The 14,720-nt window shown below is 71.2% G+C and carries 11 protein-coding genes; 7 read left to right on the top strand and 4 right to left on the bottom strand.

Annotated elements, in window-relative coordinates; all coding sequences use genetic code 11:
* The first annotated feature begins 29 nt into the window (after positions 1-29).
* The 3 genes from F9C11_RS37980 to F9C11_RS37970 all read left to right on the top strand — a co-directional run bounded on the left by F9C11_RS37980 (position 30) and on the right by F9C11_RS37970 (position 2,696).
* Complete coding sequence (locus F9C11_RS37980) at positions 30-524, top strand: GNAT family N-acetyltransferase (RefSeq protein WP_409182175.1); 495 nt, start codon at positions 30-32, stop codon at positions 522-524.
* 204 nt (positions 525-728) lie between these two features.
* Positions 729-1,625 (top strand): DMT family transporter, encoded by an 897-nt coding sequence (locus F9C11_RS37975; RefSeq protein ID WP_409182174.1) that lies wholly within the window; start codon positions 729-731, stop codon positions 1,623-1,625.
* Positions 1,626-1,703: 78 nt separating this feature from the next.
* Positions 1,704-2,696, top strand: a complete 993-nt coding sequence (locus F9C11_RS37970; protein ID WP_409182173.1) for a DUF3558 family protein — start codon at positions 1,704-1,706, stop codon at positions 2,694-2,696.
* Between the two features lie 98 nt (positions 2,697-2,794).
* Here F9C11_RS37970 and F9C11_RS37965 read toward each other — a convergent pair whose 3' ends face one another.
* Both F9C11_RS37965 and F9C11_RS37960 read right to left on the bottom strand, forming a co-directional pair.
* Positions 2,795-3,370 (bottom strand): GNAT family N-acetyltransferase, encoded by a 576-nt coding sequence (locus F9C11_RS37965; RefSeq protein WP_409182172.1) that lies wholly within the window; start codon positions 3,368-3,370, stop codon positions 2,795-2,797.
* Positions 3,367-3,891 (bottom strand): YbaK/EbsC family protein, encoded by a 525-nt coding sequence (locus tag F9C11_RS37960; protein ID WP_409182171.1) that lies wholly within the window; start codon positions 3,889-3,891, stop codon positions 3,367-3,369. Before F9C11_RS37960 ends, F9C11_RS37965 begins: the two co-directional genes overlap by 4 nt.
* Positions 3,892-5,292: 1,401 nt before the next feature.
* On the opposite strand from F9C11_RS37960, the gene F9C11_RS37955 reads away from it, so the two are divergent.
* The 4 genes from F9C11_RS37955 to F9C11_RS37940 all read left to right on the top strand — a co-directional run bounded on the left by F9C11_RS37955 (position 5,293) and on the right by F9C11_RS37940 (position 9,367).
* Entirely contained in the window at positions 5,293-5,706 is a 414-nt protein-coding gene (locus F9C11_RS37955; protein ID WP_409187066.1) for an SAV_6107 family HEPN domain-containing protein, read from the top strand.
* Entirely contained in the window at positions 5,696-6,460 is a 765-nt protein-coding gene (locus F9C11_RS37950; RefSeq protein WP_409182170.1) for a maleylpyruvate isomerase N-terminal domain-containing protein, read from the top strand. Before F9C11_RS37955 ends, F9C11_RS37950 begins: the two co-directional genes overlap by 11 nt.
* A gap of 173 nt (positions 6,461-6,633) precedes the next feature.
* A complete protein-coding gene (locus tag F9C11_RS37945; protein WP_409182169.1) occupies positions 6,634-7,362 on the top strand; it encodes a VOC family protein in 729 nt (242 codons plus the stop codon).
* A gap of 1,228 nt (positions 7,363-8,590) precedes the next feature.
* On the top strand, positions 8,591-9,367 hold the full coding sequence (locus tag F9C11_RS37940) for a GNAT family N-acetyltransferase (protein ID WP_409182168.1): 777 nt from the start codon (positions 8,591-8,593) through the stop codon (positions 9,365-9,367).
* On the opposite strand, the gene def is transcribed toward F9C11_RS37940, so the two are convergent.
* Together def and F9C11_RS37930 are read right to left on the bottom strand one after the other, a co-directional pair.
* Positions 9,300-9,800: a peptide deformylase gene (gene def, locus F9C11_RS37935; RefSeq protein WP_009075052.1), complete on the bottom strand. Its 501-nt coding sequence runs from the start codon at positions 9,798-9,800 to the stop codon at positions 9,300-9,302. The two genes, F9C11_RS37940 and def, sit on opposite strands and share 68 nt — an antisense overlap.
* Before the next feature lie 261 nt (positions 9,801-10,061).
* Positions 10,062-14,720, bottom strand: a complete 4,659-nt coding sequence (locus F9C11_RS37930; RefSeq protein WP_409187065.1) for an ATP-dependent helicase — start codon at positions 14,718-14,720, stop codon at positions 10,062-10,064.

Genomic DNA, 14,720 nt, shown 5'->3' with positions numbered 1-14,720 from the left:
TCCCGCACCGGCCCGGGTGTCTTTCCCGCATGTTGACCGCTCAACCCCTTGCCACGGCCCGGCTCGACCTGCTGCCGCTGTCCGTCTCGCACGCCGAGGAGATGGCCGTCGTGCTGTCGGATCCGGCGCTGCACACGTACATCGGCGGCGCCCCGGACTCATTGGCGACGCTTCGGTCCCGTTACCGGCGGATGACCGCGGGCTCGCCCGATCCGGCGGTCTCCTGGCTGAACTGGGTGATCCGGTTGCGCGATTCCGGCCTGGCCGGCACCGTCCAGGCGACAGTTCGCGAGGCGGTGGCCGAAATCGCCTGGGTGGTGGGAACTCCGTGGCAGGGCCAGGGCATCGCCACCGAAGCCGCGCGCGGACTGGTCGAATGGCTCGACCGGCAGCCGGTCGACGCGATCATCGCGCACATCCACCCGGAAAACCGGGCCTCCGCCGGAGTGGCGGCCGCCGTCGGGCTGGCCGCGACGGAGGAGCAGCAGGACGGCGAGATCCGCTGGCTCCGGCAAACCTGTTGATCGTCTCCCCGTCCTCTGGTTAAGCTCCCGCCCGTGCACCGGATCTTCCTCGTCACCCCACCCCCGCGCGCCTGAGCGGGGTAGTTTCCGCCGCGTGCGCCCGCAACCGGGCCCGCGGCCGCTGGGTGCTGCCGTGAACCGGCAAGTGCACGCTGCCCCGCGTCGTCGATCTCCGATTCCTTCGACGCAGGAGCCCTTTTCCGCATGTCTGTTTCCGTAATTTCGCGCGCCCGCTCGACGTCCGCGCTCGTCCTGGCCGGCGTGCTCTGGGGAACCGGCGGCCTTTCCGGGTCGCTGCTCGGCCAGCAAGCCGGTCTGCACCCCCTGGCCGTCGCCACCTACCGGCTGCTCATCGGCGGCGCCGCGAGCGCGGTTTACGTCGCCCTCACCAGCGGCTTTCGCTTTCCCGCCAAGCAAACCTGGCGTCGGCTCCTCCTCATCGGCGCCCTCTTCGCCCTCTTCCAAGCGAGCTACTTCGCCGCCGTCGCGCTCAGCTCGGTCAGCGTCGCGACGATGACCACGATCGGCGCCGCACCCGTTGTGCTCACTGTGTTTTCCGCAGTGCGCCACCGACGCGCACCCCAGCTGTGGACCCTGGTGTCCGTCGGCGGCGCCGTCGCGGGACTGGTGCTGCTGCGCTGGTCGCCGGAGACCGCGACGTCACCCGCCCGGCTGGCCGGCGGCCTCGGCTGCGCACTGCTCGCGGCGACCGGATTCGCCGTGCTCACGCTCGTCACCGCGAAGCCCGTCGACGGCCTCGACCCGTTGGCTACCACGGCCTTCGGCTGCCTGACCGGCGGTTTGCTGCTGACCCCTGTCGCGCTGTGGCTCGGCATGAACCTGCCCGCCCGCGCCGACGTGCTGCTGCTGGCGGTGTACTTCGGCGTGGTCCCGACAGCCGTCGCGTACGCCGCGTACTTCCGCGGTCTCGGCGGTGCCCATCCGGTGCTGGGCGCGCTGTCCGCGCTGCTGGAACCGCTTACCGGAACCGTGCTTTCGGTGGTCTTCCTGCACGAACGGCTGAGCGCGTTCGCGTGGGCGGGCGCCGTGCTGCTCGTCGCGGCGCTCGCGGTCGGCTACTGGCGGCCCGAACCCCGATGACGATGCCCATTCACGGACTGGCCGCATTCTTGGAGATTTCGCCACGAAGGGGTGGCTCGTTCCACTACGGTGCCGTTCATGATCACCGACAACCGAACATTCCGGGCATCGACGCTGGCCGCGGGGGCGACACTGCTCGCCCTGCTCGCGGCCTGCGGCGGTGGCTCGGCCGCGGACACCGGCTCTCCCTCCTCCGCCGCGAAACCTCCGATCACCGATCCGGCGGTGCGGGCGGCGGCCTTGCGCACCGTGGACCCGTGCGCGTTGCTGGACAGCAAAACCCTCGGCGGCCTCGGCGTCCCGGACCAGTCGAGCCTTTCCTCCTCGGAATGGGGCGAGTGCAGCGTCGACGTCAAAGCCGCCGGGGGCAAGAAGATCGAGCTGGTGCTGCGCGTCGGCGACCAGCTGATCATGTCGAAGGACCCGGCCGAGAAGCTCGAAGGCCTTCCGCTGGTCGTCGACGGCGACAAGCCCGGGTCGTGCTGGGTCTCGGTCGTGACGTCGTTCGAGCAGTCGCTGGGCATCACCTTCCAGACCAAGGCTCCGGGCGGCGACGCCTGCGCGCCCGGTCGCGCCGCGCTGACCAAGGTGGTGCAGGCGCTGCACAACTCCCCGCCGCAGTACCAGCAGGTGCCCGGCTCCGTGCTGACGACCGATCCCTGCGCGGTGGCCAGCAAGCAGGCCGTGGAGACCGCGCTGGGGCAGAAGTCGTTCGTGGAGCCCAAGAGCCTGCACGAATGCGACTTCTGGTCCGGCGAAGGCACGCACTACCCGCAGGTGTCGGTGCACCTGTACCAGGGCCTGCCCGCCGACGCCGAGGACGGCCAGCCTGCTGACCTCGGCGGTGGCGTCACGGCCATTCAGAAGAAGGACGAGGACAGCAGCGTGGTCAGCTGCGACGCGACCTGGCGCAAGGTCGAAACTCCGAAGGAAGACGAGGCGCGCGGGTACGGCGAGATCGTCTCCGTGCAGTTCAGCGGCGAACCCGCCAGCGGTCTCGACGCCGCCACCGCCTGCACGAAGGCGGTCGCCGTGGCCAAGACGGTGGCACCGTCGCTCGGCCACGCCTGACAGCTCGCATCAGCCGGTGCGCGGGGCCTTCTGGGGGCCGTGTTGCGCGGTAGGCAAGCGCGCCGTGCGTCCGGTCCGGCACCGGGCGCGCGGCGGTCCTACCGCGCGTCGAGGGGCAACGACCGGCCCAGAATCGCGAACGGCCGCGGATCGCCGGTGAACTGGTAATCGCGCAGGACGTCGACGAACCCCATGCGCCGGTACAGCTTCCACGCCCGGCTCGTCCCCTCGGGCGTCGAGAGCAGGACGTTCGCGCTGGGCACGCCGTCGAGCAGCCGGCGCAGCAAGTCCTCGCCGATCTGCTTGCCCTGGTTCTCCGGGCGCACGTGGATCTCGGTGAGCTCGAAGTAGTCCGCCAGCCAGCGCTCGGCTTCCTCCGTTCCGGAGCGGCGGGTGAGGCCGTGCCGGACCTGCTCGTGCCACCACTGCCCGGCGCGGCCCTTGTAGCCGTACGCGATGCCGAGCAGGACGCCGTTGTCGTCGAGCGCCGCCATGCAGCGCCAGCCCTCGCGCAACGCGTGCGTCAGCCACATCGGCGCGCGCTGCTCGGCCGTGCCCTCGGGGTAGCGCATGGCGTTCACGTAGATCGCCAGCGCTTCCGGCAGCCGGGACCGGAACTCGTCGGCGGAGAGCTGCACGTAGCGGGAGCATCCGGAGGAGGGCATGGCGGTCACAGTCGACCATCCTCCCCTTCGCCCGCGAGGTCGCCCGGGGTGCCCCCGGTCAGCGCGACGAGCGCGGCGAACGTCGTTGGGAACACCGATTTCGGATGCCCCGCCGCGGCCCACACCTCGGAATATTCGCGCAAGGCGGTGTCCACGACCGTGACGAGCTTCTCCGGATGCCCGACCGGAGCGACGCCCCCGATCGGCTGCCCGGTGTGCTCCCGGACGAACGCCGCGTCCGCCTTGCCGACCTCGGCGACTCCCGCGAGTTCCGCCAGCCGGGACTCCTTCGCCCGATGCGCCCCCGAGGTGAGGGCAAGCAACGCGACCTCGGCCCCGTCGCTCGTGCGGGCCCGGAAGACCAGGCTGTTCGCGATAGCGCCGACCGGCACGCCGAGAGCCTCCGCGGCGTGCGCGGCAGTGCGCACTTCAGCGGGCAGCACCCGCACTCCGGCAGCGGCGGCGTGCTGCCCGGCCTCGCCCAGCGCGGCGGTGACCTTGGCGACAGCGGGATGGTCGTGGGTGCTCACCCGGTTATGAGACCACGCCGGTGCGGCCGTGTCCCGCACCACGTGCCCGGATTCCACCGGCGGGGTTGAGCGGAGTGGCCGGCGCGGCTACTCTGGAAATAGATCGAACAGACGTTCGATACCCGGTGGGAGCGCACCGGCCGGTCCCGGGGTGGGGGAAGCACCTCGGGCCCCGGCCGGGCCCACCCGAGCAGGAGGAGGGTCGCCATGTCCGTCTCGGTCGTGTCCCCCGCGGACCGTGCTGCCGAAGCACGCCCAGACCGACCTGGCGTGGGCGAACAGCTGACGTTCGGCTCGCAGCTGGAACGGCCGGCCGGTGCTGAGGACGCTGCTCGTGTTGCGGGGGATGGTGCTGCTCGACCGTCGGCTTCTTCGGTTTCGTCGTCGGCTTCGGTGAATGGCTCTGTGCAGCCTGGGCTTGATCTGTGGTCGGTGCCGGAGAGCGGTGGTGCCGGGTCGTCTGCTTCGGCGGCCGGTTCTGCTGGGTCGGTTGCGTCGGAATCCGGTCTCGGCGCCGGGCTTGCGTTGGAGAGCGGTTCTGCTGAGGCGGCTGCTTCGCGGGCCAGTTCTGCCGGTTCCGTGGGTTCGGAAACTGATCCCGACTCGTTGCTCGCGCCGAAGAGCGGTTCCGCTGGGTTGTCTGCTTCGGCGGCCGGTTCTGCTGGGTCGGTTGCTCCGGAAACTGGTCCCGGCTCGCCCGCGTTGGAGCGCAACTCTGCTGGATCCGCTGCTTCGGCAACTGGCTCAGGTTTGTCTCGCGCGCCGGAAAACCACTCCGCCGCGCCGTCGACGTCGGCGGCTGGCGCTGGTCAGCCTGGCGTTCCGGCGACGGAGTCTGGTCCGTCGCCTGCCGTCGGCTCTGGCGAACCTGCTGGTTCGAAGGCGGGTTCCGACGTGCTGTCCGCATCGCGAACCGGTTCTGTTTCGGCGGCGGATGCTGCTCTGGAGCCTGCCCTGGATTCGTCGTCTGAGCCGGGGAACGGTTCTTCCGTGTCGGCCAGTTCCGTCCGGCCAGCTGCCCCGAAGCCCGCCCCCGATTCGTCATCCGAGCCGGGAAGTGGTTCCTCCAAGTCGGCCAGCTCAGCCCGGCCAGCTGCCTCGAAGCCCGGCCCGGACTCGCGGCCCACACCGGAAAGCAACCCCTCGGCGTCGTCGGTTCCCCCGGCCACTCCAGCCGAGCCCGCCCCTCCGGCGCTGCCCCTCGCCGCGGAGAACAGCCCCACCGCACCGGCCAACCCCCAGCGCTCCCGCGCCTCCCGGACCGTGCACCACGTCCCGGAAAACACCGTGCCCAGCTCCCCGCCGCCGAGGCAGGTAGTCCATCGCACCCGAACCGCGGTCCGGCCGTCCGCCGAACCGGCGGCTCGCCGTTCCGGCGCCCAGGGCCAGCCGCAGCTTCCGTTGTCCCTGCGCCCGCCCGCCGCTCCCGAGGCGGTCACCCTTCTGGCCCAGGCCAACCGCGGACTCGAGCACGCCGAAAACGAACGCGACCCAGCCGAACGCTTCATCGGCGCCTACCTCGCCGCCCTCCGCGGGGCGGGAGCGGTGCTCGCCGTGCGAGGGCGTCCGCGCCGGGGCCGGGGCCGTCCGGCCAGCGGCTGGGTGCTGCTCGACGCCGTCGCCCCCGAACTGCGGGAGTGGTCAGCTTTCTTCGCCGACCACTCGGAAACCCGGGCCGCCGCCGAAGCGGGCATCACCGGCCGCGTCACCGCCGAGCTCGCCGAGGGCCTGCTGGGGGCGACCGCCCAGTTCCTCGAACTGGTCCGCCGGGTCGTGCACGGCCTGCCGATGTCCGGGGAAGCTCATGTCGCGTGAACTCGGCACGGTCGACCACGGCCGGCTGCTCGAGGCGTTCTCCGCGGAGGCGCGGCTGCTGGGGGAGGTGGCGCACTCGGCGTCACCCGATTCGCCAGTGCCCACCGCCCCCGGCTGGACGTTGAACGAGCTGCTCAAACACGTCGGCTCGGTGTACTGGCAGGTGCTCGGCTGGATCCGCGAAGGCCGCCGCCCCGAGGGGTGGCGCGAACCCCTGCCCGGCCAGCCCGTGGTCGATTTCTACTCCGCCGCCCGCACCGAGCTCGAAGTCGAACTGGCCAACCACGACCCGGCCGCCCGAGCCGCCACCTGGTGGTCCGCCGATCCGACTTACGGGTTCTGGCGCCGGCGCCTGCTCCACGAAACCCTCGTGCACCGGGTAGACGCGGAAAACGCGGCCGGAACCGGCGACTCGGAAGTCCCGGACGACCTGGCCGCCGACGGCGTCGACGAGGCCCTCACCCTCTACTTCGGACACAAGCTCACCACCATGGGCATCTCGGGAACCCGGAACGGCACCGTGGGTTTCCACACCGGCGGCCACAGCTGGATCGCGAGAGCGGGCCCCGGAGAGACAGAGGCCTGGCGCTGCTCTCCCCGGGAAGCCGACGCCGCGGACGCGATCGTCACCGGTCAGCCCGCGAACGTGTACCTGTGGCTGTGGGGAAGAGTCCCGGTGACCATGGTCCACACCGACGGAGACCACGAGCTGTCGGCCCAAACCTGGGCCCTGCTGCGACTGGCCACCAGATAGCGGTCGAGAACCGAAAGCGGGGAAGCTTCCCGGTTCCGCCCTCTTTCCCGGCCACCGCGGCGATCCGGCTGTGCCGGCGAGCGCGATACCCCCGCGCTTGCCGGCACAGTTCATTCCTGATTTCGCCACCGCGATCCGCCGTTTTCGTCGGCCCTGCCCGTTACCGTGGCGGCATGGCACCACGTCCGGTCCACCTGGTCGTCGCCGCCGAACACCCGGCACGGCTTGCCCGCTTCTGGTCCGACCTGCTCGGCTGGCGACTCGCCACGGAATACCCAGCCGAGGCCGCCGTCCAACCCCCGCCCGGCGACGGCTGCGACCTCACCCTGCTCTTCGCCCCGGCCACCCGCCCGAAGACCGGCAAAAACCGTCTCCACCTTGACCTCTCCAGCACGTCGGGCGAGAACCAGCGCGAAACAGTCGCCCGAGCCGTTTCCCTGGGCGCACGCCCCATCGACATCGGCCAGCGCGACGTCCCGTGGATCGTCCTGGCCGACCCCGAAGACAACGAATTCTGCGTACTGGAACCCCGCGAGGAATACGCCGGCTCCGGCGCCATCGCAGCGATTGTCGTCGACGCGGCGAACCCCGCTCAGCTAGCCCGCTTCTGGTCCCCGCTCACGGCTTGGCCGATCGCCGCCGAAGAGCCAGCCGTCACCACCCTGCGCAACCCGGCCGGCCGCGGCCCCGCCCTCGGATTCCTCCGGGCGAAGACCCCGAAGCACGGCAAAAACCGCCTCCGCCTGGACCTCGCCCTCGCCCTCCACGACGACCACACCGCCGAAACCCGCCGCCTCCAAGCCGCAGGCGCCCACCCCGTCCCGGCCGACCAGCCCCACGTCGCGCCAACCGACTTCACAGACCCGGAAAACAACGAATTCCGCCTGCTCCCCCCACGCTGACCCGGCACCGCTGTTTCCCGCAGATCACGCGGTACCGGCCACCCTCTGACACACCCGAAACATCACAGGACGCCCCCGGTTACGCACGTCGGGAACGGTTAGTCCCATGGACATGCCTACGACGCCCCGCAACCTCCTCGCGAACACCATCCCCGGCGAGCCATCGCGCCTCCCGCACTCTCGTCCCGAACTGGACCCCAGCCACCCCAACGAAAACCGCCGACTTACCCGCGCCTGGCGAGTCCGGGTCCGCTCCGACGATCACCCCGGCACCCTGGCCCGCTTCGCCATCCGGCTGGCCGACCTCGAATGCCGCATCCTCGGCCTCACCAGACACCCGGCCCCCGGCGGAGTCCTGGACGAATTCGTCCTGCAGCCAGCAACGGGCTTGCCCCCGCACCTCCTGATAGACGCCCTCCGCGACGAAGGCGGCGACTGCCTGGGGATGACCGAAACGACCATCCCCGACCTCCGCGCCCCGGCGCTCGCCCCCGAGGAGCCGATCGCCGAGGCCGCCGCCCGGGAACTCCTCACCCCGCCCTCGAACACACCCAACGCTGACATCCGGAAACTCCCTGCCCCGGCAACAACTGCGTTCCCCGCCGTAGAGACACGCACCGATCCCCCTTCACGGCCGCCCGACCCCTCGGCAGCCGCTGCGGAGGAGACAGCCGGTGTTTCGAAGACAATCGCGTTCCCCGCTACCGGAAAGATGCGAGCTGAGGATTCCGCGCGAGAATTGCGTGCACTTTCAACGGCAACGGCGACAGGCCAAGAGACTGCCTCCGCGCCCAGCGCAGAGGAAGACGGTGCCTCGGCAAATGCTTCCTCCGCCGCGGAGAATTCGCCTCTTGCTTTCCCCGCTGATCGAGAGGCCGCTTCCGCCTCGGAGACGATGTCCGCCGAGATCCGGGAACTGCCTGCTCCAGCGGCCTTTACTTATGACACGGATTCCGCAGCCGAGGCACGCGGCGTCTCACCGGCACCTGCACTCCCTCTCGCGGGGGAGTTGTGCGTCGGATCCGATGTCCGGGAATTGCCCGTTCCACCAACACCTGTCACCGCCGAGCGAAAGACGCCCGCCGAGCCTGGGCAACTCCGTTCCCAGAGCGCCGCTCCCGCACGAGCCGAGGTCGCCGAAACCACCATTCGCGGACTTCGCGACCCGGCCTCCACCGCGCTCTTCGCCGCCCGGCAGGCAATCGCCGATCCTGGTCGCCGTGCGCCGATGTTGCGGATGGTCCTGTCCGCCGACCTCGTCACACTCGTCCCGGTAAGCGAAGCCAACCCCGGTCGCACGGAAGGCGGCCACCGAGCGGTTTTCCCCTTCGGCGACGGGCAGGCGTTCGTCGCCCGGCGAAGGTGGGTGGCATTCGCCGAACCCGAACTCGCTCAGGCCACGGCGTTCCTGGAACTGCTCGCCGCAGCGGAACAGAATCTGGCTGGCCCGGTCCTGCTCGACCGTCCGGACGGGGCGGCGGTCGTTCTGCGGCTCGGCACTCCGCGGGACGTCGACGCGGTTGGCGCGGTGCATCTCCGCTGCTCGGCGAAAACGCTGTTCAACCGCTACCACACCGGGATGCGCACGGTCCCGCGGAAATGGCTGCACCGCTTGCTCATGCCGCCGCGCGGAACCAGTCTGCTGGCGGTGTGCGGCCGGGACGTGATCGGGTTCGGACAGTTGATTTCCCAACTGGACGGCACCTCGGAGGTTTCCCTGCTCGTCGAGGATGCCTGGCAGCGACAGGGAATCGGCACGGCGTTGTTGGCCCGGCTGGCCGCCCTGGCCGAGGCCGACGGGACGACGGAACTGACCGCGGTCCGTCTTCCGGCCAACGACGCCATGGCCCGGACCGCCGTTCGCGCCGGACTGCGGGTCGAAACCAGCCCGGACGACAGCACGGTGCTCCGGCTCGTCGCCGATCGGACGCCGAGGGTCAGCGGTTCCAGAACCAGTCTTTGCCCCGCGCCTCGCGCAGCGCCTGCTTCTTCCGGTCGGGGGTGAGCCGGTCGAGGTAGAGCTTTCCGTCGAGGTGGTCGGTTTCGTGCTGGAGACACTGGGCCAGCACGTCGACGCCCTCGACCTCGATCGGCTCGTTGCGCAGGTCGACGCCGCGCACGACGGCGTGCTTCGCGCGGACCGTCGGGAACCACAGCTCCGGCACGGACAGGCAGCCCTCGCCGATTTCGTGCGTTTCCTCGGACAGGTGGACGATCTCCGGGTTGATCACGTATCCGGTCAGCCCGCCGACGTCGTAGCTGAACACCCGCAGCCCAACCCCGATCTGCGGCGCGGCGAGCCCCGCCCGGCCCTCCGGCTGCACGCTGTCGAGGAGGTCCTTCACCAGCGCCTCGATCTTGCTGTCGAACGTGGTCACCGGGTCGCACACGGACTTGAGCACCGGGTCACCGAAGTAGCGCAACTCGCGCATCGCCATGATCGAACGTCCTTTTGTCCACCGAGGGGCCAGGAGAAGTCTAGTGACACCACCTGCTTCCCCGCCGCCGGTACACCGAGCCCGCCCGCTCGCCCGCTCGCCGTCCGGCCGAGTTTGCCCGCGCCGCCTGGCAGAGTCCGCTCGCTCGCCGCCCGACCGAGCCTGCTCGCCGCCTGGCAGAGTTCGGCTGATCGCCGCCCGGCCGAGCCCGCCGGACCGGCCCGCGTTCGCCGACCTGGCCGTGCCGCCACCCCGGAAGCGTCAAGCTCTCAAACGGAGTCCCTTCGGAGTCGCGCGGAAACCGGCCTCCTGCAGGATCTCGGCCAGCTCCGAGGTCAGCGCGTGTTCTCCGTCCGCGCGTTGGACGGCCAACTGACCCAGCCAGCCTTCGCGGACCGCGGTCGACAACGCGGCCGCGGCGGCTTGCAGCGAGCCGCGTTCCTCGGTGAAGCTCAGCAACGATCGGCCGCCGCGTTCGACGTACAGAGCTGGCACGCCGTCGACCAGCACCGCCAGCGCTCCGGCTTTACGCGCCGGCCGGTGTTTCGTATCCCCGGTCGCAGCGGGCCAAGACAGCGCCGCACCGTACGGCTGTGCTGGATCCGCGGCGGCGAGCACTACGGCCCGAGGATTGTCGCTTCGGGCCGCTGAGGCGGGCGCGGTGCTGGATAGCGCACGCAACCGGTCGACCGCGCCCTTCGCGGCGAACTGCGCGGCCCCGAGCCCTTCCACGACGTAGCCGCGAATGACCTGTCCGGTATCTTCCATACCGCGCAACACCTTGTAGATCCCGGAAAACCCACCGGTGACCCGTTCAGTGTCGAGCGCGCCTCGGGTGAGGACACCGTGCCGTTCCAAGAACGCCTCGGTGCGGGCATGGGCACGCCGCGTCGGGTCGGCCTCCCGAGGCGGCGTCAGCGCCCAGCGCCCGGCTACGGTCGGCGGCCCGCTGCGCGACGGCATTGCCGGACGCCCGGCGCGCATGCGGGCGTACCGGCCGCGTGGCGCTTGCCGCCGCGGTTTGTGCGCGCCGTGGCCGGCGACCTGTGCGCGCAACGGAGCGAGCGTGTCGCCGGTGACCAGCCCGGCCCACACCAGGTCCCACAGCGCGGCCACGACGGCGCCGTCGTCCGGCGGTTGCTCCAGACCCGGCGTGACCCGGTCGACGAGCTGCCGGAAGAACAACGCTCCGCCTTCCAGTGCCCTCACGATCGCTTCGTGCAGCGGACTGGTCGGCGGATTCTCTTCGACTTCAGGCAGCAGCAGATCCGCGACGTCGGACGGAGCCAGCGCCAGCCAGCCGTCCCCGCCGGAGAGCGAGCCACAGCCTGCCCACGTGACCTCGCCCGCGGTGGTGAGTTCGTCGAGCAGCGCGGGGGAATAGCCCGGCAACCGGCTCGGCAGGATCAGCGATTCCACCGCGCTCGCCGGCAACGGCGCACCGGCCAATTGTTCGACCACCGACAGCACGTCGTCGGCCGTCGGCGCGGACCGCAGGCGCGCGCCGATTCCGTGCCACGCGGGCAAAAACCGGCCCAGCGCCGCCGGTTCCACGGGCTCGACCTCTGCCCGCAGCCGAGCGAGCGACGCACGCCGCAACCGCCGCAGCACGGCCGCGTCGCAGTATTCGACGCCCACGCCATGGGTTTCCGGATGCCCGACCGGACTCAGTTCGCCGCGGACCAGCCTGCCTTCGCCGGTAAGCCGGTCGAGCACGCCGGTGACAACAGCCGTGCCCAGCCCGAACCGGTCCGCCGCCGCTTTCGCGGAGAACGGGCCGCGGGTCCGCGCGTAGCGGCCGAGCAGATCGCCCAGCGGATCCGCCACCGGCTCGGTGAACGCCTCGGGCACGCCGACCGGAAGCGCGACGCCCAGCGCGTCCCGCACCCGTCCGGCGTCCTCGATGGCCAGATAGCGTTCCTCGCCGCCGATGCGCACCTGGATCGCCCGCCGCGCCGACGCGAGTTCCGCCAGCCATTCCGGCTGGATCCCTCGTTCCCCGGCTTCCGCGACGGACAGATCGCCGAGGAACCGCAACAGGTCGGCCGCGTCCTCCGCCGACCGGGCGTGCCGATCCGGATCGAGCCGCTGCAACGACCGTTCGACCTCGGCCACGGCCTCGGGATCGAGCAGCTCGCGAATCGCCTCCGTGCCCAGCAATTCCGCCAGCAGCGCGGAATCCAGCGACAACGCCGCCGCTCGTCGCTCGGCCAGCGGAGCGTCCGTCTCGTACAGGAACATTCCGACGTAGCCGAACAACAGGCTTCGGGCGAACGGCGAGGCGGCAGGCGTCTCCACCTCGACCAGCCGGACCTTCCGCGCCCGGATGTCCGACATCAGCTCCCGCAGACCGCCAACGTCGTAGACGTCCTGCAGCACCTCGCGCATGGCCTCCAGCACGACCGGGAACCGCTCGTACTTCGCCGCCACCGACAACAGTTGCGACGCCCGTTGCCGTTGCTGCCACAGCGGGGTGCGCCGCCGCGGATCCCGGCGCGGCAGGAGCAGCGAGCGCGCCGCACACTCGCGGAACCGGGCCGCGAAGACCGCCGAGCCGCCGACCTCCGCCACGATCAGCTGCTCGACCTCCTCCGGATCCAGCAGGACGTCGTCGGCGGTGATGGCGACTTCGCCGCCGTCGGCATCGAGCGCGTCGGGCAGCCGCAGCACGATGCCGTCGTCGGAGTGCGCCACCTGGGCGTCGACGCCGCGGTTTTCCCGCAGCCGCGCGGCGATCGCGAGCGCCCACGGCGCGTTCACCTGCGCGCCGAACGGCGAGTGCAGCACGATCCGCCAGTCGCCCAGCTCGTCGCGGTAGCGCTCGAGCAGGATGACCCGGTCGTTGGGCACGTGCCGGGTCGCCGACTTCTGTTCTTCCAGATACGCCAGCAGGTTGTCGCAGGCGCGCTGGTCGAGCCCGGCCGCGGCGGCCCGGTCCCTCGCCGTCGCGGTGTCCGAAGTGGACAGTTCGCGGACGAACGCGCCGAGCGCCCGCCCCAGTTCCAGCGGCCGTCCCGCGGCGTCGCCCTTCCAGAACGGCATCCGGGCGGGCTGGCCGGGGGCGGGCACGACGATCACCCGGTCATGGGTGATGTCGGTGATCCGCCACGACGAGGTGCCGAGCAGGATCGTGTCGCCGACTCGCGATTCGTACACCATCTCCTCGTCGAACTCGCCCACGCGCGAGCCGGGTTTGCCCTCGTCGCCCGGCGTCATCACGGTGAACAGCCCGCGGTCGGGAATCGTGCCGCCGGACGTGACCGCCAGCCGCTGCGAACCCGGCCGTCCGCGCAGCTCGCCGCCGACCCGGTCCCAGGTGATGCGCGCCCGCAGCTCGCCGAACTCCTCGCTCGGGTAGCGGCCGGCGAGCATGTCGAGCACCGCGTGCAGCGCGTCGTCCGGCAGCGAGCTGAACGGAGCCGCCCGCCGCACGAGCGCCGCCAGGTCCGGCACCGTCCACGGTTCGAGCGCCACCATCGCCACGATGTGCTGGGCCAGCACGTCGAGCGGGTTGCGCGGGTACCGCACCGCCTCGATCGCCCCGGTCGCCATCCGTTCCGCGACGACCGCGCACGACACCAGATCGCCGCGGAACTTCGGGAACATCACGCCGGACGACACCGCTCCGACCTGGTGCCCGGCCCGGCCGACGCGCTGCAGCCCGGACGCCACCGTGGGCGGGGCCTCGATCTGCACGACCAGATCCACCGCGCCCATGTCGATGCCGAGTTCGAGCGACGACGTGGCCACCACGCACGGCAGCCGCCCGGACTTCAGTTCCTCCTCGACATGGGTGCGCTGTTCACGGGACATCGACCCGTGGTGCGCCCGCGCGATGACCGGCTCCGCACCCGTCGTGACGCCGGACTGCCCGACCGCCTCGGCCGGGAACGCGTCGCCCCGGGACAGACCGGTCTGCTCGGCCGCGAGTTCGTTGAGCCTCGCGGTGAGCCGTTCGGTGAGCCGCCGCGAGTTGCCGAACACAATGGTGGAGCGGTGCGCGCGGATCAGCTCCAGCACCCGTTCCTCGACCGCGGGCCAGATCGACGGCCGCTGCACCGCCGCCCCGGACACTTCTTCCTGGGTGCCGATCCCGCCCTCCGACGGCAACTGCGACAGCGACGTGAGGTCGTCGAGCCGCTCCATCGGCGAGGGCGCCGGGCCGTCGAGGTTGGCCATGTCCTCGACCGGCACCTCCACCCGCACCTGGATCGTCTTCGCGAGCTTCGGCTGCACGACGGTGACCGGACGGCCGCCGGCGAGGAACGCGCTCACCTCGTCGATCGGGCGCACGGTGGCCGACAATCCGATGCGCTGGGCCGGTTTGGGCAGCAACGCGTCGAGCCGTTCCAGCGACAACGCCAGGTGCGCGCCGCGTTTGCCGCCCGCGACGGCGTGCACCTCGTCGACGATCACCGTCTCGACGCCCTTGAGCGATTCCCGCGCCGAGGACGTGAGGAGGAGAAACAGCGACTCCGGAGTGGTGACCAGCACGTCCGGCGGGGTTTTCCCGAACGACCGGCGCTCGGCCGCCGTGGTGTCGCCGGTGCGCATGCCGACCTCGATCTCCGGCGCGGGCAGGCCCAGCCGGTGCGCGGCCTGGGAAATGCCCGCCAGCGGCGCGCGCAGGTTGCGCTGCACGTCGACCGCCAGCGCCTTCAACGGCGAGACGTACAGGATCCGGCACCGCTCGCGCGGGTTCGCCGGCAGCGGTTCCGAGGCCAGCCGGTCCAGTGCCCACAGGAACGCGGACAGCGTCTTGCCGGACCCGGTGGGCGCCACGACCAGGGCGTGCTGCCCGGCGTGTGCGGCCCGCCAGGCCCCTTCCTGCGCGGCCGTCGGGGCGGCGAAGGCTCCGGCGAACCAGGTTCTGGTCGCCGGGGAGAAGAGGTCGAGCACGTCGTTTGCCACGGGATCCAT

This window comes from Amycolatopsis sp. VS8301801F10 (assembly GCF_046195355.1).
Classification (GTDB): domain Bacteria; phylum Actinomycetota; class Actinomycetes; order Mycobacteriales; family Pseudonocardiaceae; genus Amycolatopsis.
Note: the sequence above shows the minus strand (reverse complement) of the source record. Positions and strands in the feature narration are given on the sequence as shown.